Here is a 24697-nt window from a genome sequence, read left to right as displayed (position 1 = left end):
GTCTGATTACTGATAATTGGCGAAGGCGGCGGCGGCAGCGCTCTGCCCGCCCCCGTTGCGCAGAGCGAGGCCGAGCAGCAGCCGCGCCTTCACGCCGGAGAGGAAGCCGGCGGGGATGAGCCCACGGCCCAGCAGGTCGATCTCCGATCCCGCATAGCCATAGGTTCGCGTGAAGACTGGCCCGGAATTGGCGCGCGTGGCGAGCACCACGGGCATGCGCAGCGCCAGCTCGCCGAGGAGGGGCGCGGCCTCGGCGGGGACATGGCCCGCGCCCATCGCCTCGATCACGGCGCCGGCATAGCCAAGGCCGGGCAGGGTGGCGAGCATCCGGCCGTCCTCGCCCATGGGCCATTTCAGCAAAGCGATGGGACGCGGCGGGCCGCCATAGCTGGGCAGATGCGGCATCCGCGGGACGCGGGCGAAGAAGCGCGCCCGGCCCTCCGCGACGACGCCCAGCGGACCCAGGAGCGGCGAGGCGAAAGCGGAGGGCAGGGTGGTATGCGCCTTCTGCACGAAGCGCGCCGAATGGATATCGTAATTCAGCACGGCGAGCGTGCCGAGCCCGCGCGCCTCGGCCGAGGCGGCGACGCGCGCGGCGGCCAGCAGGTTCGCCGGCCCGTCCGCGCCCGGAGCCTCCGCGCCGCGCATCGCGCCCGTGACGACGACTGGCTTGTCGTCCGCCACCAGCAGATCGAGCAGGAAGGCGGATTCCTCGATCGTGTCGGTACCCTGGATCACCACGGCGCCGTCGAAGCCGGCGCCGAAGCCGTCCTCGATGCGCTTGGCGACCTCGACCAGCTGAGCCGGCTCCAGCGAGGGGCTCGGCAGGCGGTAGGGCGAATGCGCTTCGATCTCGGCGACCTCGGCGAGTTCGGGCACGGAGGCCACGAGCTCGGCCGCACCGAGCTTCGGGGCGATGCCGCCGCCCGAGGAGGGCACCATGGTGATGGTGCCCCCGAGCGAGAGGAAGAGAAGACGTGGCCGCTTCATGCGGTTGCCGCCTCGCTCTCGTCCTCGCGCTTGGCCGAGCGGCCGGGTGCGGGGGCGGCGGGGATCTCGCCCGGCAGGTAGCCGGGCAGCCGGCTGGCCGGGACCATCGCCAGTGCGGCCACCGCGGCCATGATCAGCAGCCCGATCTTCAGCGCGGTGAGGCGAGCTTCGGTGTTCACGCGCACCGCCTCGGCCACCACCTCGGGTGCGGCGCCGGTGCGCTGCATGACGGCGAGCAGCTGCGTGTTGCTGACGAAGTTGATGCTTTCCAGATCGATCTGGCCGACGACCTCGGCCGGCAGGCGCGGGTTCTCGGCGATGCGGTACATGATGCCCGCCGAGAGCAGCCCCACCAGCAGCGCGCCGGACACCGCCGTGCCGACGCCGGCCGCGAGGTTCTGCGTGGTGCCGCGCAGCGCGCCGACATCGCCGGCGAGTTCCTTCGGCGCCGAGGTCACCAGCACGTTGAAGACCAGCGTCACCAGCGCGCCCTGGCCGATGCCGAAGGTGATTAGGCCGAGCATGACGGGCACGGCCGTCCAGTCGTTGCGCACCACATAGGCCAGCCAGAGCAGGCCGATGATGCAGAGCGAGAAGCCGGCCTGCGCGATGCGCCGCGGCGTCACCTTGCTGTAGAGGCGCACGACCAGCATCGCCGTGAAGAAGACGGTGAGGTTGAAGGGCATCATGGCGATCGTGGTCTCGATCGGCGTGCGGCCCTGCACGATCTGGATGTAGAGCGGCACGGTGAAGTTCAGCATCGACTCAAGGCCGACCACGGTGAACATCGCGTAGATGGCCGCGCGCTCCTGGCCGGAGGCGAGGATGCTGAGGTCGAGCAGCGGCGTGCCGCCACGGGCCTGCACGCGGCGCGACCAGTAGAGGAAGACCTGCAGCAGCAGGATGCCGACCACGATCATGATCGGCGCGGGCGACATGCCGAAGATGTCGAAGGGCGCGGCGGGACGGGCCACGCCGAGGCCGAAGCGGTTCAGATTGTTGAAGCCGAAGATGATCATGATGATCGAGGCCGCGGCCAGGACCACGCCCACCAGGTCGATCTTCACCTGCGGGCGCGCGGACTGCGGCTTGAGCTTGAAGCTCAGGACGAAGACGATCGCCGCCAGCACCACCAGGATGCCGAAGACCGGCCGCCAGCCGATGAAGGTGCCGAGCAGCCCGCCGATCAGGAAGGCCGAGACGCCTGCCGCCGCGCGGGCCGAGCCCAGCGCGCCCACCGCCGTCGCCTGCTGCGGGCCATGGTAGTGATGCGCGATCAGCGCGACCAGCGCGGGCACGATCACCGAGGCCGCGAGGCCGGCGAGCAGCTGCGCCGTCAGCATGAAGATCGCGGTCGGAGCGATCACCATCAGCACCTGCGCGATGGCGAAGAGGCCGATCACCACACGGAAGACCTGGGTGGAGCCGAAGCGCTGCACCAGCTTGCCGCCGAGCATCACGAAGCCCGCGACGGCGAGCGAATACATCACGATGCCGGTGGCGATGGTTGTCGGTGGCACGCCGAAGCTCGCGACCATGCCGGCCAGGGAGACGGGCAAAGCGGCGACGTTGAAGGACATCAGCACCTGGGCCAGGGCGATGGCGATCATGGGGATCCAGGATTCCCGGACCTCGGAAGCGGTTGTGCTCATGGGCTGGGTTTCCTCAGTGTACGGGTCTGGAGGCGAAAAGGTTCAGGCCGAGCTGCTCGGACAGGAATTTCGTGACGAGCTGGCCGCGCACGGAATTGCCCGCGCCGTCCAGCGGGGGCGAGAAGGTGCCCAGGCCGCCCTTGCCGGGCGCGATGGTGACGATGCCGCCGGCCACGCCGCTCTTGCCCGGCAGGCCGACCTCGTAGAGCCAGTCGCCCGACTGCTCGTAGAGCCCGGCCGTCGCCATCACGGCGAGCACGCGCTTGCAGCGGTCGGCATCCATCACGCGCTCACGCGTCACCGGGTTCACGCCGCCATCGGCGAGCGTCGCGCCCATGATCGCCATGTCCTTCGCGGTCACGTTCAGCGCGCATTGCTTCGTGTAGATGTCGGTCGCCTCGTCGGGGTCCGAATACATGCGGCCATAGCCCTGCAGCAGCCGGGCCATGCCCTGGTTGCGCTGGTTGGTCGCGGCCTCGGAGACATAGACCTCCTCGTCCAGTTCCAGCTCGCGGCCGGCGAAGCGCGAGAGGCCCTCGCGGATGAACTTCCACTTCTCCTCGGCATTGCCGCCGGGGGCGAGGCTGGTCGTCGCGATGGCGCCGGCATTCACCATGGGGTTCATGGTGCGGTCGGCATTGAGCTCGATCGCCATGACGGAGTTGAAGGCGAGGCCGGTGGCGTTCACGCCCACCTTGTCGCGCGCCTCGCTGCCGCCCAGCGCCTGGCAGACGAGCGCGAAGACGAAGGGCTTCGACATGCTCTGGATGGAAAAGGGCCGTTCGGCATCGCCCACCGAGAAGACGCCGCCGTCCACGCTGGCCACGCAGATGCCGAAAAGCTCGGGCGCGGCCTTGGCGAGGGCGGGAATATAGTCGGCGACCTTGCCGTCCGCGATGGGCGCGTAGTGGCGATAGGCTTCCTCGACCAGCGCCGTGACGGTCGCGGGCTCGGGCATGCGGCCGGTCGAGATGCGGCCGGGGGCCGCTGCCTCCTCCAGATGAAGCCGGAAGTCCATGCTAGGGAAACCTTTTCCTGAGGAAATGCCCCAGATACAGGGGCGCATGTCGCGACGCCGCCAAGTTTCCTTTGGCGGACGGCCCGTTCATCAAGGTAAGGATTTGTCAGGACCGGCAGATGAGCCGAAAGTCCAGGGAGTATTCCTGTTGTCCCGATGTCGCGGTCTCTGTCGTTCAGACGCTGGCATAGGAACGCAGGACGCGTGAGGACTACGGCACTCGGGAACACTATCCCCGGAATGCAAGGATGGTCGGTGCATGCAAGACCTAGGCGCTCCGTCTCTCGATCCGCGCGATCTGGGAGCCATTGTCGTTTCTCGGCCGCCCGAGCGGCGGGGGCCCGTGCAGGCCATCAGCTTCTCGACCATGGAACTTCCGGTCGACGAGCAGTTCGAGGCCTGGCGCGAGCATTGCCAGTCCGTGATGGAGATCACGAAGCCCCAGGGTCTGGGCTTTGCCGCGCGTTTCCGCATGTGGAGCTTTGGGCATTTCGCGCTCCGTACCGTGCAGGCACCGGCCTGCCAGTTCCGCCGGACGGCGGCCCAGATCCGCCGGGACTCGCTGGACCTCTGGCAGATCCAAGTGACGCGGCGGGGCGCGCTGCGCCTGCACACCGAGGCCGCCGACGTCTGCGTGCCGGTCGGCGTGCCGCATATCCTCTCGCTCGACCGGCCCTTCGCGGGCGAGCACACGGATGCGGAGTGGTTCTGCCTCTTCGTCTCGCGCGATGCCTTTCCCAGCCTCGGCCCCACCATCGACGCCTGCCGTGATGCGCCGCTTGCCAACGCCATGGGCCTTCTTCTCGGCCAGTACGTGGAGAGTCTCAGCGACAGCCTGGAGACGATGACGGAAGCCGAGCTGCCGCGGGCCGCCGAGGCCACGCGGGCGATGATCGCGGCCTGCATCGCGCCGTCCTCCACGACCGGCTTCGATACCGACGCCCATGTGGAACGCGCCCGCCTCGGCCGCATCCGCCAGATCATCCGGCAGAACCTGCGCTCCACCCGGCTCGGCCCGGAGCGGCTGTGCAAGCTGGCGGGCGTGTCGCGCTCGCAGCTCTACCGGCTCTTCGAACCCTTCGGCGGCGTGGCGCGCTACATCCAGAGCGAGCGGCTGCGCCAGGCGCATCAGGCGCTTTCGGACCCGGCGAATATGCGCGAGATCATCAAGGTGGCCGAGGATTTCGGCTTCTTCGATCCCTCGGCCTTCAGCCGCGCCTTCCGCCGCGAATTCGACTATTCGCCGACGCGGCTGCGCCAGATGTCGCAGAGCGGCTGGGTGGCGGCGCCCATCCGCAAGGGCGGCGGTCTTGCGCTGCGCCATGACCTGGCCAGCATGCTGCGCCAGATCTGATGCGCCCGATTGGGACGCAGCGCACTGGGCAGGCATGCCCGGCCTATGGGCGTGTCTGACACCCCGACCTAGCGTCACGATGGCATGGCGGGTGACCGAAAAGGTCTGCGCGATGCCGTATCCGAGAAGATGCCCCGTCCCCCGGTTGCGACCGTGGATGGACCGGGTGGGAGAGGAATTTCAGCTCATGCGCTTCGTCATGACCATGGTCGGCGGCCTTGCGCTGCTGGCCGCCGCAACGGGAACGGGGTCCGCCCAGACGGCCTCCGCTCCGGCCTCCACCCCGGCCGGCCCCGTCACCACTCGCAATCTCGCGAGCCTCTGCGCCGCGCCGTTGACCGAGGAGGTCGGCCATGCGGCACAGGCCTTCTGCCGCGGCTTGATCGTCGGGACGGGCCAGTACCACACCGAGATCTCGCGCCCCGGTGGCCGGCCGGCGATCTTCTGCCTGCCGACGCCGACCCCGACGCTTGAGGCCGCACAGGCCTCCTTCGTCGCCTTTGTGGCCCGTGAGCCGGGACGCGACGGTGAGCTCGCCGTGAACGGCGTGCTGCGCTGGGCCGCCGCCACCTATCCCTGCCCGACCGCGCCCGCGCGCGGCGCGCGGCGCTGATCCGGGAGGACCTAGACATGCGCAAGCTCTTCATCATTCCCGCTTTGCTCACCCTCGGCCTCGCGGCCTGCGCCGACGAGACGCTGAACGTTCCGCTCAGCCCGACGACCCAGCGCGTCGGCGGCGGCGCGGCCGCCGGCGCCCTGACCGGCCTCGCGATCGGTTCTTTCTCCGGCAATGCCGGCCTCGGCGCGCTCATCGGCGCGGGCGTGGGCGCGGGCGGCGGTCTGGCGCTCGACCAGAGCCGGCGCGGGCGTCAGCGCGCCTTCAACGACGGCGTCGCCGCCGGCCGCGCTTCCCAGTGACCATCGGCCGCATCCTGCCCCAGAGGGAGTCCGGCGCGATGCGGCTTCCGGCGCGCGAAGGCAAGAAAGGGGGCCGCAAGCGCCTCACCTTGTCCTTCGCCGCCGCCCTGGGCCTGGCCGGCATGACGCCGGCCGCCTTCGCGCAAGGCAGCGACGCCGCCACGATCGCCGAGTTGCGACGCCAGCTGGACGCCATGCAGCGCCGGCTGGAACAGCTGGAGGCACGCAGCGCGCCGCCGGCCGCCCGGCCTGCGGCCGTGGCCGCGGCGCCCACTCCCAGCCGTTCCGCCCGTAGGCCGGCCGAACCCGCGGTCGAGGCCGCGCAGACGGCGGCGCGGGAAGCCCGGCTGGCCGCCAATGAGGCGCAGGCCGCCTCGCGCAGCCTGACCCAGGCCTCGGCAGCGCTGGCGGCGGCCAGCGGAACGCCGGCCGAGCGCACCGTCGCCGGCCTCGAGCCGCCTGAGCCCATGGGCAACTCCTTCGAGGACGCGCTGCGTTCCGATTTGCCGGGCGTGGCCTTCCGCGTTCCCGGAACCGATACCCAGCTGCGGCTCTACGGTTTCGCCAAGGTCACCGGCCATCAGGATTTCAACGGTCGCAATCAGACCGATGCGCCGCTGCCCGGCGGCATCCCGCTGCGTGGAAGCCCAGGCGAGAAGCAGGGAGGCGAGTTCACGGCCTCGGCCCGCTTCAGCCGCTTCGGCATCGACACGCGGACGCTGACCAGCTGGGGCACGCTGGAGACCCGCATCGAGGGCGACTTCGGCGGCGGCACTTCCGCGAACGCGACCTTCCGCCTTCGCCAGGCCTTTGCCGAGCTCGGCACGGAGCGCTTCGCGGTCCTTGCCGGCCAGGCCAACAGCCTCTGGAACGAGGGCCTCTACGAGACGATCATCGACTCGACGAACCTCAATCAATCCTTCATCCGCCAGGCGCAGATCCGCGTCACGGGCCGGCTGGCCAAGGGTCTGACCGGGCAGTTCTCGATCGAGGCACCCGACACGCAGTACACGGCGGCGGGCGGCGCCTTCAATCCGGCGAGCACGCTCGACGGCGGGGCCAGCCCGGCCTTCAACGCGATGCCCGATTTCCTCGCCCGGCTGACCTATCGCGAGAACGGGATCGAGCTTGGCGCGCGCGCCCTGCTGCGCCAATTGCAGGTCCGCCCGGAGGGGACGGCGGCGGGCGCGCCCACGGGCACGACCTCCGCGACCGGCTGGGGTCTCGCGACCCATGCGCGTCTGCCGATGCGGCTGATCTCCGACTGGCTCGGGACGGATGAGCTGGTGGGCATGGCCTATTATGGCGAAGGCATCGGCCGCTACTTCGCCGGCAGCACGAACAATCAGGACGCGCTGTCGAATATCGGCATGTCGAATGTCCAGGGCCGCGTCAGCCTGGATGCGACGACGGCCTGGGGCGCGACGCTGGCCTACCGACGCTTCTGGATGGCGCAGCTGCGGAGCAACTTCGCCTATTCCTACGCCCGGCAGGATTTCCCGGGATATGCGCTGGGCTTCGCGCCGGGCTCGAATTCCGCTCTGGCGCTGAACCGGAATGTGCATCAGGGCGTCGCCAACCTGATCTGGAGTCCCTTCGCGGAGGTGCGCAACGGCGTCTTCGGAAGCGGCTGGCTGGATCTGGGGGTCGAGTACCATTTCACGCGGCGCGACATCTTCGGCGGCGCGGAAGCGGCAGGAACCGGAAAGGTCGGCCACGGCATCGCCAACCGTCTCCTCTTCGGCGCCGTGGCCCGTTTCTGAGTTGGCGAGCGATCGGGATCTGCGACCTCGCGTCACCGCGAAACGGCATAGGTGCGCGGCCTTGGCCGTGGCAGCATCCCGGACATGAGAAGTGAGATGCTGCCCGCGAGGGTGAAGAGGCAACGGGGCCTCCGGGCCACGGGGCCTTTCCTGGCCCTGCTGATGGTCATGCTGCTGGCCGGCTGCGCCAGCATCACGCGCATGCCGGCGCCGCCACCGGAGGCCACGGAGGGCCTTTCCGTCCTCGGCATCCCCAATGCCCGCTTCTGGATCGACGGAAGCCCGGACCCCATTCTGCGCGAGGGGCGCGCCATGGTGGCGCGCGAGGCGGCCACCCTGCCGCCCGGCGCCGCCCGCCCGCCGACCACCTTCCTCGCCATCTCGGGCGGTGCGGATAACGGCGCCTTCGGCGCGGGGCTGATCAATGGCTGGACGGCGGCGGGCAATCGTCCCTCCTTCACCGTCGTCACCGGCATCTCGGCCGGGGCGCTGATCGCGCCCTTTGCCTTCCTGGGGCCGGACTACGACGCGCAGCTGCGCGAGGTCTTTACCCAGGTCGTGCCTCGCGACATCCTGCTGCTGCCGCGCCAGGTCTTCGCCGTCATTCCGCTGCTCTTCGGCGAGGCCCTGGCCGATACCTCTCCCCTGGCGCGCCTCATCGGCCGCTACACCGACCAGGCCATGCTCGACGCCATCGCCCGCGAATACCGGCGCGGCCGGCTGCTGCTGGTGGGCACGGTCAATCTCGACCTTCAGCGGCCCGTCGTGTGGAACATCGGCGCTATCGCGGCGAGCGGCCATCCGGATGCACTGACGCTGTTCCGCAGCATCCTCCTCGCCTCCTCCTCCATTCCCGGCGCCTTCCCGCCGGTGCTTGTGCCGGTCGAGTACGGGGGGCGGAGCTATGAGGAGATGCATGTGGATGGCGGCGCCGCCATGCAGGTCTTCCTCTATCCGCCCTCGGTGAATCTCAGCGAGCGGGGGAGCCGGCGCGAGCGCACCGCCTATGTGATCCGCAATGGCCGGGTGGATGTCGATGGGGGCGTGACGCCGCGCGGGTTGTTCAGCATCGCCCGGCGCTCGGCGGCGACACTGCTGCATTTCAGCGGCATCAGCGACATCAACCGCATCTATCTCACGACGCTGCGCGACGGAGTGGATTTCCGGTTGGCCTTCATCGGCTCGGATTTCCGGGCCGAGCGGCGCGAGCCCTTCGATCCGCCCTTCATGCAGGCGCTCTTCGACTATGGCTATGCGCAGGCGCATCAGCCCTGGCACACGGTGCCGCCGGGCGTTTCCACGACGGTGGTGCCGCCCGCCCGTTAGCGAAGACCGGCGCGGGTCCTTATACGGTCAAGAGCTTGCGTACCTCTTCCTCGTCGAGCTCCTTCGTCGGGCCGGCGAGAGCCACTTCGCCGCGGACCATCACGGTGATGGTGTCGGCGAGGTCGCGCGCGAATTCGAAGTACTGCTCGACCAGGACGACGGCGAAGTTCCGGTCCTTCGCCAGGTGACGGATCACCCTGGCGATGTCCTTGATGACATTGGGCTGGATGCCCTCGGTCGGCTCGTCGAGGATGAGCAGTCGCGGCCGCGCCGTCAGCGCCCGGCCGATGGCCAGCTGCTGCTGCTGCCCGCCCGAGAGGTCGCCGCCGCGCCGCCGGAGGAACTGGCGCAGGATGGGGAAGAGGTCGAAGACCTCCGAAGGCACGGAACTGCCGCGAGGCGCGGCGGCCAAGGCCGTCTCGAGGTTCTCTTGCACCGTGAGGAAGGGAAAGATCTCGCGGCCCTGCGGCACATAGCCGATGCCCGTGCGGGCGCGTTCGGCGGGGCCGAGGTCGCGGATCTCGCGACCCTCCCATGTCACGCTGCCACCCTGGATCTTCTCCAGCCCCATGATGGAGCGCAGCAGCGAGGATTTGCCCACGCCGTTGCGGCCCAGCACGGCGGCGATCTGGCCAGGTCCGACGGAGAGCGAGACGCCGCGCAGGCAGCGGCTGGCGCCGTAGGAGAGGTCGATGTCGGTGGCGACGAGCATGGGGCCTAACGTCCTAGATAGACTTCGACGACCCTCGGGTCGTTCTGGACATGGGTGATCGAGCCCTCCGAGAGCACGCTGCCCTCGTGCAGCACCGTCACCCGGCTGTTCAGTGCCTTCACGAATTCCAGGTCGTGCTCGACCACGACCACGCTGCGCTGGCCCGCGATGCCGGTCAGCAGGGCGGCGGTCTGCTCGGTTTCATGATCGGTCATGCCGGCGACCGGCTCGTCCACCAGCAGCAGCTGCGGGTCCTGCATGAGCAGCATGCCGATCTCCAGCCACTGCTTCTGGCCATGGCTGAGCAGGCCCGCGAGGTCATGCGCACGGACGGTCAGGCCGATCTCCTGCATGGTCTTCTCGATGCGCATTCGGGCCTCGCCACGCAACACCCAGCGGAGGCAGGCGATCGGATCGCGCGGCGCCTTGAGCGCGAGCTCCAGATTCTCGAAGACGGTCAGCGCGTCGAAGACCGTCGGCTTTTGGAATTTCCGACCGACGCCGAGATGAGCGATGGAGGCCTCGTCCATGCGGGTGAGGTCCCGGTCGCCGAAGCGCACGATGCCCGAGCCGGGGCGCGTCTTGCCGGTGATGCAGTCCATCATCGTCGTCTTGCCCGCGCCGTTCGGGCCGATCACCGCGCGCAGCTCGCCCGGCTCGACGATGAGCGAGAGGTTGTTCAGCGCCCGGAAGCCGTCGAAGACGACCGTCACGCCATCCAGATAGAGACCCTGTGTCGGGGATGCCTGGACCGCGTTCATGACTTCACCTTCCGTCGCCGGATCAGCCCGACGAGCCCCTTGGGCAGCAGCAGCGGCACGGCGACGAAGAGGCAGCCCAGCGCAATCAGCCAGAGATCCGGCGCGACGGAGGTCAGCCAGGTCTTCAGCGCGTTGACGGAGAAGGCGCCGAGCACCGCGCCCACCAGCGTGCCGCGCCCGCCAAAGGCCACCCAGACCACCGCCTCGATGGAATTGCCGGGGCTGAACTCGCCGGGATTGATGATGCCGACCAACGGCACGTAGAGCGCGCCCGCCAGACCCGCGATCATGGCCGAGAGCACGAAGACGAAGAGCTTGTGCTGCGTCACGTTGTAGCCGAGGAAGCGCACGCGGCTCTCGGCATCGCGGATCGCGGTCAGCACGCGGCCGTATTTGGTTCGCGTCAGCGCCGAGCAGATCAGAAAGACCGCCACCAGCGAGACCAGCGCGGCATAGAAGAGCATGGCGCGCGTGGAGCTGCTGTTGAGCGGCATGCCCAGCAGCTCCTTGAAGTCGGTGAAGCCGTTATTGCCGCCGAAGCCCATGTCGTTGCGGAAGAAGGCGAGCATCAGCGCATAGGTCAGCGCCTGGGTGATGATCGAGAGATAGACGCCCGTGATGCGGCTGCGAAAGGCGAGATAGCCCACCACCAGCGCCAGCAGCCCGGGTGCGACGAGCGCCATCGCGAAGGCGAAGGCGAACCAGTCGAAGCCCAGCCAGAACCAGGGCAATTGCTGGTAGCCGAGGAAAACCATGAAGTCGGGCAGGACCGGATGGCCATAGACGCCGCGCGGCCCGATCAGCCGCATCAGATGCATGCCGATGGCATAGCCGCCCAGCGCGAAGAAGGCGCCATGGCCGAGCGAGAGGATGCCCGCGTAACCCCAGGCGAGGTCGAGCGCGAGGGCGAGGATCGCGTAGCAGATCCACTTGCCGATGATGCTGACCAGGAAGTCCGACACGTAAAGCGGGTTGGAGGCCGGCAGCAGGTTCAGCAGCGGCAGGACGGCGAGGATCGCGACCGCGATCAGCAGGACGAGGCGACGAGGGATCATTGGTCGGCCGCGCGCCCCTTCAGCGCGAAGAGGCCCTTGGGGCGTCGCTGGATGAAGAGCATGATGCCCACCAGAAGCAGCACCTTGGCCAGCACCACCCCCGCATAGGGCTCCAGCAGCTTGTTCACGAGGCCGAGCGTGAAGGCCCCGATCAGCGTGCCCATCAGCGAGCCCACGCCACCGAAGACCACGACCATGAAGCTGTCGATGATGTAGCCCGTGCCCAGGTTGGGCGAGACGTTGTCGATCTGGCTCAGCGCCACCCCCGCGAGGCCGGCGATCCCCGAACCGAAGGCGAAGGTCATCGCATCCACGCGCCCGGTCCGGATGCCCATGGTCGCCGCGATGCGCCGGTTCTGCACCACGGCGCGCATCTCAAGCCCGAAGCGCGTGAGGCGGATGGCGGCCAGCGTCGCCAGCAGCACCGCGATGGAAAAGAGCACGATCCAGGCGCGGTTCTGCGTGATGGAGATGCCGCCCGGCAGGGTCAGCGTGCCCATCATCCAAGGCGGGCTGATGACCTCGCGATTCTGCGCGCCGAAGACCAGGCGCACCACCTGCTGCAGCACCATGCCCACGCCGAAGGTGAGCAGCAGCGTCTCCAGCGGGCGGCCGTAGAGGTGGCGGATCAGCCCGCGCTCCATCGCCGCGCCGATGGCCGCGGTCACGAGGAAGGCGACGGGGATGGCCAGCGGCAGCGACCAGGGCTGCAGGGCAGGGATGTTGCGGCAGAACTCCTGCACGACGACGGTCGCATAGGCGCCGATCATCACGAACTCGCCATGGGCCATGTTGATCACGCCCATGACGCCGAAGGTCACGGCCAGGCCGAGGGCGGCCAGCAGCAGCACCGAGCCGAGCGAGATGCCCTGGAAGAAGGTCTCGGCCGCCTGGCGGAGCTGGAGCTTGCGATCGATCGCGGCGATGGCCGTGTCGATCTCGGCGGCGAGCCCGCCATTGGCGGCACGGGAGGCCAGCAGCAGGTTGCGCGCCTCGGGCGAAGAGGAGCCGCCGAGCGTCGCGATGCCCGCTCGCTTGGCGGTCGGGTCGGAGGAGGCGAGACGCGCACCGCCCAGGGCGAGTTCCAGCCGCTCGCGCACCTGTGGGTTGGACTCGCGGGCCAGCGCGGTCTCCAGCGCGGGAATATCCTCGGCGCTGCGGTTGCGCAGGATGGCCTCGGCGGCGCTCAAGCGCTGGGCCAGGACGGGCGAGGCGAGCTGGAGCCGGCCCAGCGCGCCGCGCAACGCCACGCGCACGCGGTTGTTGATGCGAACGAGGCTGGCGCCCTCGGGCAGGCTCGCCGTGCCCTGCTGCACGGCCATGCTGCCATCGGCCAACTTCAGCAGCCGCGCATCGGACAGGGCCTGGATGAGGGGAAGGGCGCGCGCATCGCCGAGCGAGCCCAGCTGCTCCACGGCCTCGGCCTGCTCGCCGAAGCTGCCGCCGAGGCGCGGGATCAGGCTGTCGAAATCCTGGGCGCGGGCAGGCCCCAGCAGGAGGAACAGGCCGAGCAGGAAAAATCCCACTCCGCGACGAATCCTCATCCATGAGAATGGCAACGCCAACTCAGTACATCCCTTCGAAGCATCCGATCGCAAGACGGCCAGGCGCGCGGCGTGCGCGCCCGGCATTGGATGGCAATCAGCGCCTCCGATTGGCGTTCTCGGGGATGAAGGGCGACCAGTTCTCGGCCGGGATCGCGGTCGGCGTCTTGTAGACGATGTTGAACTGACCATCGGCCTGGATCTCGCCGATCATCACCGGCTTGGAGAGGTGATGGTTGGTGTGCATCTCCTCCTCGTAACCGGAGGCAGCCATCACCTTCTGGCCGTACATCTTGTCGCGCACCGCATCGACGGCGGGCGTGCCGGCGGCGGTCACGGCCTGGGCCCACATCTTGAAGCCCGTGACGGTGGCCTCCATCGGGTCATTGGTGACGCGGCGGGGGTTGTTGATGAAGGCGCGCCAGGTGGCCAGGAACTCCGCATTGGCCGGGCCGGGCACGGACATGAAGTAGTTCCAGGCCGCCAGATGGCCGACCAGCGGACGGGCATCGATGCCGGCCAGCTCCTCCTCGCCGACCGAGAAGGCGACGGACGGAATATCCTCGGCCTTGATGCCCTGATTGCCGAGCTCGCGGTAGAAGGGAACGTTCGCGTCGCCGTTGATGGTCGAGACGATCGCCGTCTTCTTGCCCTGCGCGGCGAATGCCTTCACGCGGCTGACGATGCCCTGCCAGTCGCTGTGACCGAAGGGCGTGTACTCCTCCATGATGTCGGCATCGGCGATGCCCTTGGAGTTGAGATAGCCGCGCAGGATGCGGTTGGTCGTGCGCGGATACACATAATCCGTGCCGAGCAGCGCGATGCGCCTGGCGCTGCCGCCATCCGGGCCGAGCAGATATTCGACCGCGGGGATCGCCTGCTGGTTGGGCGCCGCGCCCGTGTAGAAGATGTTCCGGCTCTGCTCCTCGCCCTCATACTGGACGGGATAGAACAGCAGGCCATTCAGCTCCTCGAAGACCGGCAGGACGGATTTGCGGGACACCGAGGTCCAGCAACCATAGGTCACGTCCACCTTGGAGACGGCGAGCAGCTCGCGCGCCTTCTCGGCGAAGAGCGGCCAGTTGGAGGCGGGGTCCACCACCACGGCCTCGAGCTGACGTCCCAGCAGGCCGCCGCGCGCGTTCTGCCACTGGACCATCATCAGCACGGTGTCGCGCAGCGCGGTCTCGCTGATGGCCATGGTGCCGGAGAGCGAATGCAGCACGCCCACCTTGATGGGCGCGGTCTGGCCGATGGCGGGAGAGGCCAGGGCGCCGACGACTGGGGCCGCGAGCAGAGCTCGGCGGGACAGGGGGGGCAGGTTCTTGAGCATGGGGGCATTTTCCGGGAGTGCAACGGGGGGAGGCTAGCGAGGCCGGATGCTGCCCCGCATGAACGAGTCGAGAGAATCGGGCGTCGTTTGACGCAATTCGGAATTTGTCCGCACGTTATTGCGGCAAGATGCCCAAACTGCGATCACGGCTCGCAACATGTCCGGACCCAAAAACAAAAAGCCCGGCTTCCGCGAGGAGGCCGGGCTTCATGTCAGGGAACTAATCCCTTGGGATCAGGCGAAGTTCAGCGCTTGTCGAGACCCGCGTAGTCGCGCACGCCCGCACCCGTGTAGATCTGGCGGGGACGGCCGATGCGCTGGCTCGGATCCTCGATCATTTCCTTCCACTGGCTCACCCAACCGACCGTGCGGGCGACGGCGAAGATGACCGTGAACATCGACGTCGGGATGCCCATCGCCTTGAGGATGATGCCCGAATAGAAATCGACGTTCGGATAGAGCTTGCGTGAGATGAAATACTCGTCCGTCAGCGCGATGCGCTCCATCTCCATCGCCATGTCGAGCAGCGGCGAGTCCTTGATGCCGAGCTCGGCGAGAACCTCGTGGCAGGTCTCCTTCATGATCTTCGCGCGCGGGTCGAAGTTCTTATAGACCCGGTGCCCGAAGCCCATGAGCTTCACGCCGCTGTTCTTGTCCTTCACCTGCTCGATGAAGGCCGGGATCTTATCCTTGGTGCCGATCTCGGCGAGCATCTTCAGCACCGCCTCGTTGGCGCCGCCATGCGCGGGGCCCCAGAGCGCCGCGATGCCGGCGGCGATACAGGCGAAGGGATTGGCGCCCGTCGAGCCCGCGAGGCGGACCGTGGAGGTCGAGGCGTTCTGCTCGTGATCGGCGTGCAGGATCAGGATGAGATCCATGGCGCGCGCGAGCACGGGCGAGATCTCGTAGGGCTCGGCCGGGACCGAGTTCAGCATGTAGAGGAAGTTCGCCGCGTAGCTGAGGTCGTTGCGCGGATACACGAAGGGCTGGCCCAGCGCGTACTTATAGGCCATCGCCGCGATCGTCGGCACCTTGGCGATGAGGCGGAAGGCCGCGACCTCGCGCTGGCGCTCGTCATTGATGTCGAGGTTGTCGTGGTAGAAGGCGGCCATCGCGCCGACCACGCCGCACATGATCGCCATCGGGTGGGCGTCGCGGCGGAAGCCGTCATAGAAGCGGCGCAGCTGCTCATGCACCATGGTGTGGTGCGTGACGTCCTTGCGGTACTTCTCCAGCTGCTCGGCGTTCGGCAGTTCGCCGTTCATGAGCAGGTAGCAGACCTCGATGAAGTCGCTCTTCTCGGCCAGCTGCTCGATGGGATAGCCGCGATAGAGCAGCACGCCCTCGTCGCCATCGATGTAGGTGATCTTGCTCTCGCAGCTCGCGGTCTCGCCGTAGCCGGGGTCGTAGGTGAAGATTCCGAGGCTCGAATAAAGCTTGCGGATGTCAGCGACCAGCGGACCGAGCGTGCCGCCGAGCAGCGGCATCGAGGCGCTGTTGTTGCTGCCCTCGACCGTGATGGTGATGGAGCCGTTCTTGCTCATGCTAGCAGCCTTCCCTCAATTGGTTTTCCCCGGGCGGAATGGAGCCCGGACCTATGCTGCATTGCAGGATAGGCGCAATGACGCGCTTGTCTATCGGGGCAAGCTTCCGCGACGCGAACCAACGGCCATCGGCCCGTCAGTATCCACGACGCCAATGCGCGGGGGGCTCGAAGCCGCCCGTCCACAGGCCGAGCTGCGCCGCGCGGGCCGCGGCTTCGACCGGGACCAGGGCCGGCACGGAGCCGCCATCGGCCAGGGCCCAGCCCGAGGTGACCAGAGCGGTGTTCAGCTCCACGCCGCCGGCCCGGCAGACGCCCAGCGCGCGGCCGAAGCGATCGCGGCCATGGACGCGGCAGTCGATGCCGCGATCGCCGACTAGGCGCGCGAGCTCCGCCGCGGCGGCCGTGCCGCAGTCATACAGGGCACCCTGTTCGTTGGTGCAGAACTGGCCGCGCTCCGGCGCCTCGACGCCGAAAAGCCGCAGCGTGCGGTCGCCCAGGCGGAGGGTGTCGCCGTCCACGATGCGGACCTGCGCGGCCGGGGAGGACCAGTCCTGGTTGCGCGGGGCGGAGCCCATGAGCTCCGTCGGCAGGGCAAGGATCACCAGGCCGCCCCCGAGCAGGGCCGTGCACGTCACCACGAAGGCGCGCCCCAGGCGGTGCGGCGTTCGGGCGGATTGAAAGAGACGTCGGCGGCGCATGACCCTGGTTAACCCACCCGCGAGGGGGCTGGCAACCCAGGTTATTTCCGGATGTTACGCTTCGCGCGCTGCATCGAGCTTCCAGAAGGGGCCGGATTTCTTCAGGGCCTTCCACGCGGCGATGGAGGCGATGCGGCTGCCCTCGGCGCGGCCCGCGGCGAAGCCCGTCACCGTGCCGATCGCAAATCCGCCCGCGCCCCGGCCGGCCAGCCGCGCGGCCAGCTGCCGGGCCACCGTCGCGTCATTGGCAAGGCCCAGTGCCTCCTGCAGATCCGCCAGCCGCCGCGTGAAGCGTCGCGAAGCGCGGCCCGGCCACAGCGCCGAGAAGGGTTCGGCCGCATAGCGCAGCCGCTTGGCGTCGAGCCGCATGTCGTGCAGCGCATCGGCATCCAGGCCCGTCATGGCGGCCCCCGCGCGCTTCAGCCGGCGCCAGCGCTTGCGGAGCAGTCCGGCCGCGAAGGGGGCCAAGGGCTGATCGGGCACGTTGGAGGGGCGGATGAGGGCGAGCTGAAGCCCCAGCCAGATCGTGCCCCGGAAGCCTTCCCCGGCCAGCAATCGGCCGAGCGCGACATAGGCCGCCTCGCGCTCGCGCATCGCGGTGCGCAGGAGCCGCTTCAGCCGGATGTCGCCGTCCAGCGCCGCCAGGGTCCCAGGCCCGATTCCGTCGAGGAAGACGTCCCAGTCGCGCGCCGAGCCGAGCGCCCGGGCGAGATCGCCCAGCTGGGCGTCCCAGACGCGCCAGTCGGGACCGTCCACCACGGGGCGGAACAGCTTGAGGATGGAGCGCAGCCGCCGGATCGCGACGCGCGACTGGTGCACCCCGCGCGGTCCCTTCTCCAGCCGACATTGCGGCGTCTCGGCCAGCAGCACGTCCTGCAGATGGGCCAGGGCGGCGAGGAAGGCGGGTTCCACGGCCTCGGCGCCGGCCAGGCTGGGCGGGCCGGAGCGGCGAGGGCGGGGCTCGCGATCCTCGGCCATGGCCAGGGCCTCCTCGGCGAGCGAGGCGCCGGCCGGCAGCAGCGGCAGGGAGCGGGCCAGGGTGGCGGCGAGGCGGAGCATCTCGGGCGCATCCCCCTCCAGCATCAGCCGGCCGATGCGACGGCGCGCGCCGGCGGCCTCGATGCGGCCCTCGAGCCAGGTCACGCCCTCGGCCAGCACCGTGCGCCGGCCGACGAAGCGCGCGACGGGCAGGGCGGCGGCGTCGGGCTCGGTCGGTTCGCAGGCGGGCCAGGTGCCGGGCCAGCAGATGCCTTCCCGGGCGACGAGCGGATGCACGATCTCCCAGCCGCGGCGGCGGCGCTGCAGGAGCGGCGCATCCTCGCCCTCGGCGCGGAGCCAGGTGATGGTTTCCGCCTGCCAGGCCGGCGGCGCGGCCAGCAGCGGGTGACTCGGGCAGCGGACCGGGCCGCCCAGGGCGAGCTCGAGGATCAGGCTGCCACCTCCGGCAGGTCGCGCGGGGCGAGGAAGCGCACCAGGCGCCCTCCGCCTTCCGCGAGCTGGCCCCAGGATCCGGCGATGGTGAATTCGGCGAGCGCGCCGGTCGGGTAGCCTTCGGCGAGGCGGCGCGCATGCGGCCCGCCTATCGCGACCCCCGTCGGGCCCATCAGGGCCAGGCCCAGCTCGTGCAGGCCCGGATTATGGCCGATCAGCAGGACGGAGCGCGCCGTCTCGGGCGCGAGGCGCAGCGTCTCCAGCAGGCGAGGCCAGGGCGCGAGGTAGAGGTCGTCCATCACCTCGATCATCGGCCCGCTCTCGAAGGGCTGCAGCGCCTCCAGCGTCTGGAGCGTGCGGCGCGAGGAGGAAACGAAGACGACATCCGGCACGAGGCCGAATTCGCGCATCTGCGCGGCCATGACGGCGGCGGCCATGCCGCCCCGCGCATTGAGCGGCCGGGAATGGTCGGAGAGGCTCGCATCGTCCCAGGACGACTTGGCGTGACGTAGCAGCAGGAGCTGGCGCATGGCTGGACTCCATATGCCATGCCTCGCGGCTTCTGTCCCGTCCCGGGGAGGGCTCGCGTGATTCGACAGGTTGCGGGGACGGCCGGACGGGCCGATCTAGGGTGTCATGAGGACCCTGCTTCCCGCGCTCCCCCGACGTCTCCTTCCCCTGCTGGCGGCGACGCCCGCCCTGGCCCAATCCGCCGAGCCGCCACGGGACTACCGATGGCGCGTCATGCGCAACGGCACCCCGATCGGCAGCCACGACGTCACCTTCTCGCGCCGGGGCGAGGAACTGGTGGCGCTGTCCGAGGTGGTGGTGACGCCGCGCGTGATGGGCATCGTCGTCTACCGCTTCGAGCACCGCTACACGGAGGTGACGCGCGCCGGCCGCTTCGTCTCCGTCTCCTCCCGGCTGAACCGCAACGGCCGCATCGTCGAGGTCCGGGCCGAGGCGACCCCGCGCGGCGTCGCCGTCCACGGCAGCGAGGGCGAAAGGATGCTGGCGCCCGATGCGGCACCGCTCTCCTGGTGGGAGCCCCAGCGCTTCGGCGGCGCGATCTCGATCTTCGGCACCAGCACGGGCCAGCTCATGGACCTGCGCTGGGCGCGCGAGGCGGTCCCCGCCGGGGGCACGCGCTGGCGCCTCTCGGGCGAGGTGGAGGCCGTGCTGGAATTCGCCACGGACGGCCGCTGGACCGCCTATCAGGTGGTCGGCGACGACGGCAGCACGGTGATCTACGAGCGCGCCTGACGGTTTGGAAGGGCACCCACGCGCGTGCGCGGGTGCCCGGCGGGCCGATGGCGTGCCATATCGCGGCTCCCCGCCGTAGAGCCCGCACCTACAGGAGCTTGCCCGATGCCGTTGACTCCCCGCCGAAGCCTCCTCCTGGCCGGTCTTGCCGCCCCGGTCCTCGCCGCCCCCGCCTATGCCCAGGGCTGGCAGCCCGCGCGCCCCGTGCGCCTGGTCGTGCCCATCGCGCCCGGCGGCGCCAATGACATCATCGCCCGCATGATCGGCGAGCGCCTTTCGGCCGTGATCGGCCAGCCCGTCATCATCGAGAACCGGCCCGGCGCCGGCGGCAATATCGGCGCGCAGTCGGTGCTGCAGTCCGAGAAGGACGGGCTTACCTGGCTCTTCACCTCGGCCAATGTGCTGACGGCCAATCCCTATCTCTACGGCAGCCGCATGCCGTTCCAGCCGCTGCGCGACTTCACCCCGGTCACGCGGGTGGGCCTGGGCACGCTGCTCTGGGTCGTGAACGCGCAGCGCCCCTGGCGCACCTTCCAGGAGCAGATCGACTTTGCGAAGGCCAATCCGGGCCACGTCACCATGGGCAGCAGCGGCACCGGCGCCATCAGCCATCTCTACTTCGAGAAGGTGAAGCGCGAGACCGGCGCGGACATGACCCATGTGCCCTATCGCGGCGGCGGCCCGGCCATCCAGGATCTCTTCGCGGGCAACATCGACATGATGTTCGATGTGATCCCGGCGCTGCTGCCGCATGTGCGCGAGGGCCGCTTCCGCGCCCTGGCCGTCGGCTCCGCCAAGCGCATCGACTACGTGCCGGAGCTCGCAAACGTCCCCGGCATGGACGAGCTGCTGCCGGGCAAGGGCGTGGATGCGCTGAACTGGTGGTCGATCGTCTGTGCGACCGGCACGCCGCGCCCCGCGATCGATGGCATGTTCGCCGCCCTCCAGCGCGTCATGGCGCAGGAGGAGGTGAAGCAGCGCCTGCTCGCTTTGACCGTCTTCCCGATGATCGACGAGACGCCGGAGGCCTTCGGCGCGTTCTGGCGCGGGCAGATGCCGGTCTGGGAAGAGCTGGTATCGGTGTCGGGCGCCACGGCCGAATAGCCTGCGCGCGGGGGCCGGTTCCGCTGGGGAAGCCGGCCCCCGCGCGCGACGAAGCAGTGTTCCTTATAAGGGCTGTCGGGCGCATCGTTTCATGCGAACCTCGCGCGATCAGGAACCAATCCTGAACCCGGAGGAACTTCGTCCATGATCGTTATGCCGCGCCGCGGGATTCTGCTCGGCAGCCTGACCGCGCCGCTTCTGGCGGCCCCCGCCTATGCCCAGGGCTGGAAGCCCAGTCGTCCCGTCCGGATCATGGTGCCCATCACCCCCGGCGGCGCGACGGACATGATCGCCCGCATGATCGGCGAGCGGATCTCCCCCATCCTCGGCCAGCCCGTCATCATCGAGAACCGACCCGGCGCCGGCGGGAATATCGGCGCCCAGGCCGTGCTGCAATCGGAGAAGGACGGCCTCACCTGGCTCTTCACCGCGGCCAATGTGCTGACGGCCAATCCCGCGCTCTATGGCAGCCGCATGCCCTTCGACCCCGTGCGCGACTTCGTGCCGGTTTCGCGCGTCTGCCTGGGGACCTTGCTCTGGGTGGTGAATTCGCAGCGCCCCTGGCGCACCTTCCAGGAGCAGATCGACTTCGCGAAGGCCAATCCCGGCCGCGTCACCATGGGCAGCAGCGGAACGGGGACCAGCGCGCATCTCTTCTTCGAGAAGGTGAAGCGCGAGACGGGCACGGATATGACGCATGTGCCCTATCGCGGCGGCGGCCCTGCCATCCAGGACCTGGTCGCGGGCAATATCGATATGATGTTCGACGTGATCCCCGCGCTGCTGCCGCATGTGCGCGAGGGCCGCTTCCGCGCCTTGGCCGTCGGCTCCGCCAAGCGCATCGACTATGTGCCCGAGCTCGCGCATATCCCCGGCATGGACGATGTGCTTCCGGGCAAGGGCATCGACGCGCTCAACTGGTGGGGCTTCGTCGCGGCTCGCGGCACGCCCGCGCCGGCCATCGCGGCGATGCACGCCGCCCTGCGCGACGTCATCGCCCAGGAGGAGCTGAAGCGCCGCCTGCTGGATCTGACGGTCCTGCCCATGGCCGACGAGACGCCCGAGGCCTTCGGCGCCTTCTGGCAGGCGCAGATCCCCATCTGGCGGCAGCTCGTCGAGGGCTCGGGCGCGACGGCGGGATAACGACTTCCCCAACCGGGCCGCATTTGCGGCCCGGCCGGGATTTTGCAGCGAAAGGACAAGATCGAATGGCCAAGAAGCCCAAGGCGGCGGAAACCGCGCGCAGCCTCGAATGGATGAAGCTTACCGCCGCCGAGATCCAGGCCGAGGCCGCGGCGGATGCCCTGGTCATCGTGCCGGTCGCCTCGATGGAGCAGCACGGCCCGCATCTGGCGACCGGCGTGGACATGGTGCTCGGCGGCAACGTCGCGCTGGAGACGGCGCGGCGCATGGTCGCCGCCGGGCATCGCGTGATCGTGACGCCGGTCTGCTGGGCGGGCCTCGCCGAGCATCACATGGCCTTTGGCGGCACGGTGACGCTGGACCACGCGACCTTCCAGGCGGTGCTGCGCGGCGTGGTCGGCTCGGTCTCGCGCCACGGCTTCAAGCGCGTCTTCCTGATGAACGGCCATGGCGGCAATGCCGAGGCCATCGGCACGGCGGCGACCGATCTGGCCGTGGAGTTCGGCATCCGCGTCGGCGGCGCGACCTATTGGCACATGGTGCCGGAGGTGATCGAGCCGCTGTTGGAGCGCCAGCCCACGCTGATGCACGCCTGCGAGGCCGAGACCTCGATGATGATGCATCTCTCGCCCGAAAGCGTGCGGCCGGAGCAGCTGTCCAAGGCGCATGGGCCAAGCTCCTCGCGGGTGCCGGGCCAGCCGCCGGGGCTGCTCATGCGGCGCTCCTTCCGCGAGTTCACGAAGAGCGGCGTCGTCGGCGATGCGCGCGTGGCGAGCGAGGAGAAGGGCGCGAAGCTCCTCGAGGCCATCACGACGAAATGCGCGGAACTGCTCGCCAATCCCGCGCTCTGGACGTCCCGCTGAGGGCCCGCGCGCGCGAACCGCGCGCGGGCCCTCAGGCGCTGGCCAGCAGGATCACGCCGAGCGCGATCACGCTGACCGCCGCGATCTTCTGCGGCCCCATCGCCTCGCCGAAGAACCACCAGCCGATGGCCGCGATGAGCACGTAGCTCCCCGCGGTGCAGGGGAGCGCCACGCTCATCGGTATCTTGCGCAGCGCGGCGATGTAGAGCATCGCGCCCGCCCCGTAGAAGCCGAGCCCCAGGATGGTCTGCCAGCGCAGCATCTGCTCGATGAAGCCCGCGCCGTTCAGCGATTCCGCGCCCGTCTTGAGGAAGATCTGCCCCACCAGCGAGGAGCAGATGGCGGCAGAGAGCGCGACCCAGTGCATCATCATTCCTGCACCGCCGTCTCGCGGGGATGAATGACCTCGCGCACGACGCCCTGCGGCTTGCCGTTCGCGGAGAGGAAGGCGCGGCCCACATATTCGCCCATCACGCCGAGGATGAGGAACTGCACGCCCGCGATCAGCAGCATCAGCGTCATGCTGGAGGCCCAACCCGAGGGCGTTTCGCGGAAGAACGCTTCCACGACGACGAAGATCGCCAGCAGGAAGCCCAGCGCGCCCATGCCCGCCCCGGCGAAGATCGCCAGGCGCAACGGCAGCACCGAGAAGTTGGTGGCGAGGTTCAGCCACAGCCGGATCAGCCGGCGCATCGTGTAGTTCGACTGGCCCTCCTCGCGCGCATAATGCGCGACCTCGATGGAGGCGATGCGCTGCGTCACCTGCATGATGAGGCCGTCGATATAGGGATAGGGGCCGGAATACCGCGTGACCTGCTGCACCACGAGCGCGCTCATGCAGCGGAAGGAGGAGAGGTAGAGCCCCTTGGGCTTGTCCATGAGCTGGTCGGCCACCCAATTGGCGAAGCGGCTGCCCAGGTTGCGCCAGCCCTCATGCTCCTTCTTGGCGTAGCGCGTATAGACCACGTCCCAGCCGCCGAGCCGCGCATGATCGTAGAGGCGGATCACCTCCTCGGGCGGGTTCTGCAGGTCGTCGTCCATGTTGATGACATAGGCGCCGCGGGCGTGGCGCAGCCCGGTCATCACCGCATTGTGCTCGCCGAAATTGCGCGCGTGCTCGATATAGGTGAGGGGCACCGTGGCCGTCTCGGCCAGGCGGCGGCAGACGTCGCCGCTGTCGTCGGGGCTGCCGTCATTCACCAGGATGATCTCGATGCCGCCGGCCGGGCGCAGCACGGAGAGCGCCTCGACGAGTCGGCCAACCGTGGCCGCGCCGCGATAGACGGGCACCACGATGGACAGACCAATCGCAGGGGTGCCGACGGGATGGTCTTCGAGGGTCATGGGCGGCTTTCGGAACGGATGGCGGTGGCGAGGAGGGATCCGCCGGCGGGGAAGCGAAGGCCCGCGCGCAGCAGCGCAGCCTCCAGCCGGCATATGGTGAAGAGGCTGGCGTCCAGCCAGGGCGGATAGGGCGTGACGTCCGAGGCGGCCTCGTCGTCGCGCGCCAGGATCTTTCGCTGCACGACCATCAGCGGCAGCAGCAGGCTGTTCCAATGGCGCTGGTCGCGGGGGGCGAAACCGGCGGCCCGCAGCAGGGAGGCCGCGCCGGCCCGCTCGAATCGCCGGGCGTTGTGCACGCGCAGGTCATGCGCCGATTTCAGCCACTCATGGCCGGGCAGGTTCAGCACCAGCAGCCCGCCGGGACGCAGCACACGGCGGAACTCGGCCAGGGCCTGGTCGGGCTCGACGCCCGCATGACAGATCACGTCGAGGCTGGTCACCGCATCGAAGGCGCCATCGGCGAAGGGCAGGGCGTTGACCGTCCCGCCGGCCACGCGGACCCTGGCCTTGGCGGCGGCGCGCGCCGCCGCGCGGGGTTCGTATTCCAGCCCGTAGAGCTCGGCCTGGGGCCGCGCCGCGCGCAAGCGGGCGAGAAAACCGCCCGTGCCGCAGCCGGCATCCAGCACGCGCGCCCCGGCGGGCAGGGCGGCGAGCGCCTCCAGGGCATGGCCGTGCATGGCGCGATACCACCACATCCGGTCCTCGACCGCGTCCATCAGGGCATATTCGGCATTGTCCACGGTGCCGTTCTCGACTCCCGGCGCGGCGGCTGCAAGTCATCCTTGCGTCGGAAGCGGGGCAGATCGCCCGGAAAGCGCCGCAAAGGCCTTGCATGGAGGGGGGGAGGACGGCACGAACGGCCTGTCCACCGACGCGAAT

Annotated in this window: 24 protein-coding genes; 9 read left to right on the top strand and 15 right to left on the bottom strand. The window is 69.3% G+C overall.

Translation table 11 applies throughout. The features are described 5' to 3' along the window. Positions 1 to 6 precede the first annotated feature (6 nt). From ACO057_RS07750 to glsA, 3 genes are read right to left on the bottom strand one after another with little or no spacing between them, the layout of a single operon-like run. Positions 7 to 990: an asparaginase gene (locus ACO057_RS07750; RefSeq protein WP_421990294.1), complete on the bottom strand. Its 984-nt coding sequence runs from the start codon at positions 988 to 990 to the stop codon at positions 7 to 9. Next, positions 987 to 2642, bottom strand: coding sequence for an MFS transporter (locus tag ACO057_RS07745; RefSeq protein WP_421990292.1), 1656 nt, complete (start codon positions 2640 to 2642; stop codon positions 987 to 989). Before ACO057_RS07745 ends, ACO057_RS07750 begins: the two co-directional genes overlap by 4 nt. A gap of 13 nt (positions 2643 to 2655) precedes the next feature. Further along, positions 2656 to 3660, bottom strand: a complete 1005-nt coding sequence (gene glsA, locus ACO057_RS07740) for a glutaminase A (protein ID WP_421990290.1) — start codon at positions 3658 to 3660, stop codon at positions 2656 to 2658. A 367-nt stretch (positions 3661 to 4027) separates the two neighbouring features. Between glsA and ACO057_RS07735 the strand changes: the two genes are divergently transcribed. From ACO057_RS07735 to ACO057_RS07715, 5 genes are all read left to right on the top strand, one after another. Continuing rightward, a complete protein-coding gene (locus tag ACO057_RS07735; protein ID WP_421990288.1) occupies positions 4028 to 5014 on the top strand; it encodes a helix-turn-helix domain-containing protein in 987 nt (328 codons plus the stop codon). Positions 5015 to 5201: 187 nt separating this feature from the next. Further along, complete coding sequence (locus tag ACO057_RS07730; RefSeq protein WP_421990286.1) at positions 5202 to 5627, top strand: Rap1a/Tai family immunity protein; 426 nt, start codon at positions 5202 to 5204, stop codon at positions 5625 to 5627. 17 nt (positions 5628 to 5644) lie between these two features. Continuing rightward, on the top strand, positions 5645 to 5932 hold the full coding sequence (locus tag ACO057_RS07725; RefSeq protein WP_421990284.1) for a glycine zipper domain-containing protein: 288 nt from the start codon (positions 5645 to 5647) through the stop codon (positions 5930 to 5932). A 38-nt stretch (positions 5933 to 5970) separates the two neighbouring features. Continuing rightward, positions 5971 to 7695, top strand: coding sequence for a DcaP family trimeric outer membrane transporter (locus tag ACO057_RS07720; RefSeq protein WP_421990282.1), 1725 nt, complete (start codon positions 5971 to 5973; stop codon positions 7693 to 7695). 84 nt (positions 7696 to 7779) lie between these two features. Further along, on the top strand, positions 7780 to 9021 hold the full coding sequence (locus ACO057_RS07715; RefSeq protein ID WP_421990280.1) for a patatin-like phospholipase family protein: 1242 nt from the start codon (positions 7780 to 7782) through the stop codon (positions 9019 to 9021). Between the two features lie 19 nt (positions 9022 to 9040). On the opposite strand, the gene urtE is transcribed toward ACO057_RS07715, so the two are convergent. From urtE to ACO057_RS07670, 9 genes are all read right to left on the bottom strand, one after another. After that, positions 9041 to 9733 (bottom strand): urea ABC transporter ATP-binding subunit UrtE, encoded by a 693-nt coding sequence (urtE, locus tag ACO057_RS07710; protein ID WP_421990278.1) that lies wholly within the window; start codon positions 9731 to 9733, stop codon positions 9041 to 9043. Positions 9734 to 9738: 5 nt separating this feature from the next. After that, on the bottom strand, positions 9739 to 10494 hold the full coding sequence (gene urtD / locus ACO057_RS07705; RefSeq protein ID WP_421990276.1) for an urea ABC transporter ATP-binding protein UrtD: 756 nt from the start codon (positions 10492 to 10494) through the stop codon (positions 9739 to 9741). Then, positions 10491 to 11549, bottom strand: coding sequence for an urea ABC transporter permease subunit UrtC (urtC, locus tag ACO057_RS07700; protein WP_421990274.1), 1059 nt, complete (start codon positions 11547 to 11549; stop codon positions 10491 to 10493). Before urtC ends, urtD begins: the two co-directional genes overlap by 4 nt. Next, entirely contained in the window at positions 11546 to 13075 is a 1530-nt protein-coding gene (gene urtB / locus ACO057_RS07695; RefSeq protein ID WP_421990272.1) for an urea ABC transporter permease subunit UrtB, read from the bottom strand. Before urtB ends, urtC begins: the two co-directional genes overlap by 4 nt. Positions 13076 to 13190: 115 nt before the next feature. Then, positions 13191 to 14405, bottom strand: a complete 1215-nt coding sequence (gene urtA, locus ACO057_RS07690) for an urea ABC transporter substrate-binding protein (RefSeq protein ID WP_421990614.1) — start codon at positions 14403 to 14405, stop codon at positions 13191 to 13193. Positions 14406 to 14671: 266 nt separating this feature from the next. Beyond that, positions 14672 to 15970 carry a citrate synthase gene (locus ACO057_RS07685; protein ID WP_421990270.1) on the bottom strand — a complete coding sequence of 433 codons (1299 nt, stop codon included), beginning with the start codon at positions 15968 to 15970 and terminating at the stop codon, positions 14672 to 14674. Positions 15971 to 16106: 136 nt separating this feature from the next. Beyond that, a complete protein-coding gene (locus ACO057_RS07680) occupies positions 16107 to 16670 on the bottom strand; it encodes a thermonuclease family protein (protein ID WP_421990268.1) in 564 nt (187 codons plus the stop codon). Positions 16671 to 16724: 54 nt separating this feature from the next. Next, the gene (locus ACO057_RS07675) at positions 16725 to 17945 is read right to left on the bottom strand and encodes a CHAD domain-containing protein (protein WP_421990266.1); all 1221 of its coding nucleotides are present in this window, start codon (positions 17943 to 17945) and stop codon (positions 16725 to 16727) included. Positions 17946 to 18097: 152 nt separating this feature from the next. Next, the gene (locus tag ACO057_RS07670) at positions 18098 to 18631 is read right to left on the bottom strand and encodes a SixA phosphatase family protein (protein ID WP_421990264.1); all 534 of its coding nucleotides are present in this window, start codon (positions 18629 to 18631) and stop codon (positions 18098 to 18100) included. A 106-nt stretch (positions 18632 to 18737) separates the two neighbouring features. Here ACO057_RS07670 and ACO057_RS07665 point away from each other — a divergent pair, with 106 nt between their 5' ends. The 4 genes from ACO057_RS07665 to ACO057_RS07650 all read left to right on the top strand — a co-directional run bounded on the left by ACO057_RS07665 (position 18738) and on the right by ACO057_RS07650 (position 22474). After that, positions 18738 to 19364, top strand: a complete 627-nt coding sequence (locus ACO057_RS07665) for a DUF6134 family protein (RefSeq protein WP_421990262.1) — start codon at positions 18738 to 18740, stop codon at positions 19362 to 19364. Between the two features lie 105 nt (positions 19365 to 19469). Continuing rightward, on the top strand, positions 19470 to 20468 hold the full coding sequence (locus ACO057_RS07660; RefSeq protein ID WP_421990260.1) for a Bug family tripartite tricarboxylate transporter substrate binding protein: 999 nt from the start codon (positions 19470 to 19472) through the stop codon (positions 20466 to 20468). A gap of 144 nt (positions 20469 to 20612) precedes the next feature. Beyond that, a complete protein-coding gene (locus ACO057_RS07655; protein WP_421990258.1) occupies positions 20613 to 21611 on the top strand; it encodes a Bug family tripartite tricarboxylate transporter substrate binding protein in 999 nt (332 codons plus the stop codon). 65 nt (positions 21612 to 21676) lie between these two features. Further along, positions 21677 to 22474 (top strand): creatininase family protein, encoded by a 798-nt coding sequence (locus ACO057_RS07650; RefSeq protein ID WP_421990256.1) that lies wholly within the window; start codon positions 21677 to 21679, stop codon positions 22472 to 22474. Positions 22475 to 22505: 31 nt separating this feature from the next. Here ACO057_RS07650 and ACO057_RS07645 read toward each other — a convergent pair whose 3' ends face one another. Genes ACO057_RS07645 through ACO057_RS07635 form a run of 3 tightly spaced genes read right to left on the bottom strand, consistent with a single transcriptional unit; the run spans position 22506 to position 24558 of the window. Next, complete coding sequence (locus tag ACO057_RS07645) at positions 22506 to 22844, bottom strand: DMT family transporter (protein WP_421990254.1); 339 nt, start codon at positions 22842 to 22844, stop codon at positions 22506 to 22508. Beyond that, positions 22844 to 23818, bottom strand: coding sequence for a glycosyltransferase family 2 protein (locus ACO057_RS07640; protein WP_421990252.1), 975 nt, complete (start codon positions 23816 to 23818; stop codon positions 22844 to 22846). The genes ACO057_RS07645 and ACO057_RS07640 overlap by 1 nt, the downstream gene beginning before the upstream one ends. Continuing rightward, positions 23815 to 24558, bottom strand: a complete 744-nt coding sequence (locus tag ACO057_RS07635) for a class I SAM-dependent methyltransferase (RefSeq protein WP_421990250.1) — start codon at positions 24556 to 24558, stop codon at positions 23815 to 23817. Before ACO057_RS07635 ends, ACO057_RS07640 begins: the two co-directional genes overlap by 4 nt. Positions 24559 to 24697: the final 139 nt, after the last annotated feature.

The sequence above is a fragment of the Roseococcus sp. genome (assembly GCF_965227005.1).
Taxonomy (GTDB): Bacteria; Pseudomonadota; Alphaproteobacteria; order Acetobacterales; family Acetobacteraceae; genus Roseococcus.
The sequence above is the reverse complement of the archived record's forward strand: the minus strand, read 5'-3'. Positions and strand labels throughout refer to the sequence as shown.

What these genes read in the sequence shown, in the direction of transcription:
- ACO057_RS07715 (WP_421990280.1), top strand. Translation starts at nt 7,780, where the DNA reads ATGAGAAGTGAGATGCTGCCCGCGAGGGTGAAGAGGCAACGGGGCCTC.
- ACO057_RS07640 (WP_421990252.1), bottom strand. Translation starts at nt 23,818, where the DNA reads ATGACCCTCGAAGACCATCCCGTCGGCACCCCTGCGATTGGTCTGTCC.
- ACO057_RS07680 (WP_421990268.1), bottom strand. Translation starts at nt 16,670, where the DNA reads ATGCGCCGCCGACGTCTCTTTCAATCCGCCCGAACGCCGCACCGCCTG.
- ACO057_RS07750 (WP_421990294.1), bottom strand. Translation starts at nt 990, where the DNA reads ATGAAGCGGCCACGTCTTCTCTTCCTCTCGCTCGGGGGCACCATCACC.
- ACO057_RS07730 (WP_421990286.1), top strand. Translation starts at nt 5,202, where the DNA reads ATGCGCTTCGTCATGACCATGGTCGGCGGCCTTGCGCTGCTGGCCGCC.
- ACO057_RS07725 (WP_421990284.1), top strand. Translation starts at nt 5,645, where the DNA reads ATGCGCAAGCTCTTCATCATTCCCGCTTTGCTCACCCTCGGCCTCGCG.
- ACO057_RS07745 (WP_421990292.1), bottom strand. Translation starts at nt 2,642, where the DNA reads ATGAGCACAACCGCTTCCGAGGTCCGGGAATCCTGGATCCCCATGATC.
- ACO057_RS07685 (WP_421990270.1), bottom strand. Translation starts at nt 15,970, where the DNA reads ATGAGCAAGAACGGCTCCATCACCATCACGGTCGAGGGCAGCAACAAC.
- ACO057_RS07650 (WP_421990256.1), top strand. Translation starts at nt 21,677, where the DNA reads ATGGCCAAGAAGCCCAAGGCGGCGGAAACCGCGCGCAGCCTCGAATGG.
- urtE (WP_421990278.1), bottom strand. Translation starts at nt 9,733, where the DNA reads ATGCTCGTCGCCACCGACATCGACCTCTCCTACGGCGCCAGCCGCTGC.
- ACO057_RS07660 (WP_421990260.1), top strand. Translation starts at nt 19,470, where the DNA reads ATGCCGTTGACTCCCCGCCGAAGCCTCCTCCTGGCCGGTCTTGCCGCC.
- ACO057_RS07670 (WP_421990264.1), bottom strand. Translation starts at nt 18,631, where the DNA reads ATGCGCCAGCTCCTGCTGCTACGTCACGCCAAGTCGTCCTGGGACGAT.
- glsA (WP_421990290.1), bottom strand. Translation starts at nt 3,660, where the DNA reads ATGGACTTCCGGCTTCATCTGGAGGAGGCAGCGGCCCCCGGCCGCATC.
- urtD (WP_421990276.1), bottom strand. Translation starts at nt 10,494, where the DNA reads ATGAACGCGGTCCAGGCATCCCCGACACAGGGTCTCTATCTGGATGGC.
- urtC (WP_421990274.1), bottom strand. Translation starts at nt 11,549, where the DNA reads ATGATCCCTCGTCGCCTCGTCCTGCTGATCGCGGTCGCGATCCTCGCC.
- ACO057_RS07645 (WP_421990254.1), bottom strand. Translation starts at nt 22,844, where the DNA reads ATGATGCACTGGGTCGCGCTCTCTGCCGCCATCTGCTCCTCGCTGGTG.
- ACO057_RS07665 (WP_421990262.1), top strand. Translation starts at nt 18,738, where the DNA reads ATGAGGACCCTGCTTCCCGCGCTCCCCCGACGTCTCCTTCCCCTGCTG.
- ACO057_RS07720 (WP_421990282.1), top strand. Translation starts at nt 5,971, where the DNA reads ATGCGGCTTCCGGCGCGCGAAGGCAAGAAAGGGGGCCGCAAGCGCCTC.
- ACO057_RS07735 (WP_421990288.1), top strand. Translation starts at nt 4,028, where the DNA reads ATGGAACTTCCGGTCGACGAGCAGTTCGAGGCCTGGCGCGAGCATTGC.
- ACO057_RS07655 (WP_421990258.1), top strand. Translation starts at nt 20,613, where the DNA reads ATGATCGTTATGCCGCGCCGCGGGATTCTGCTCGGCAGCCTGACCGCG.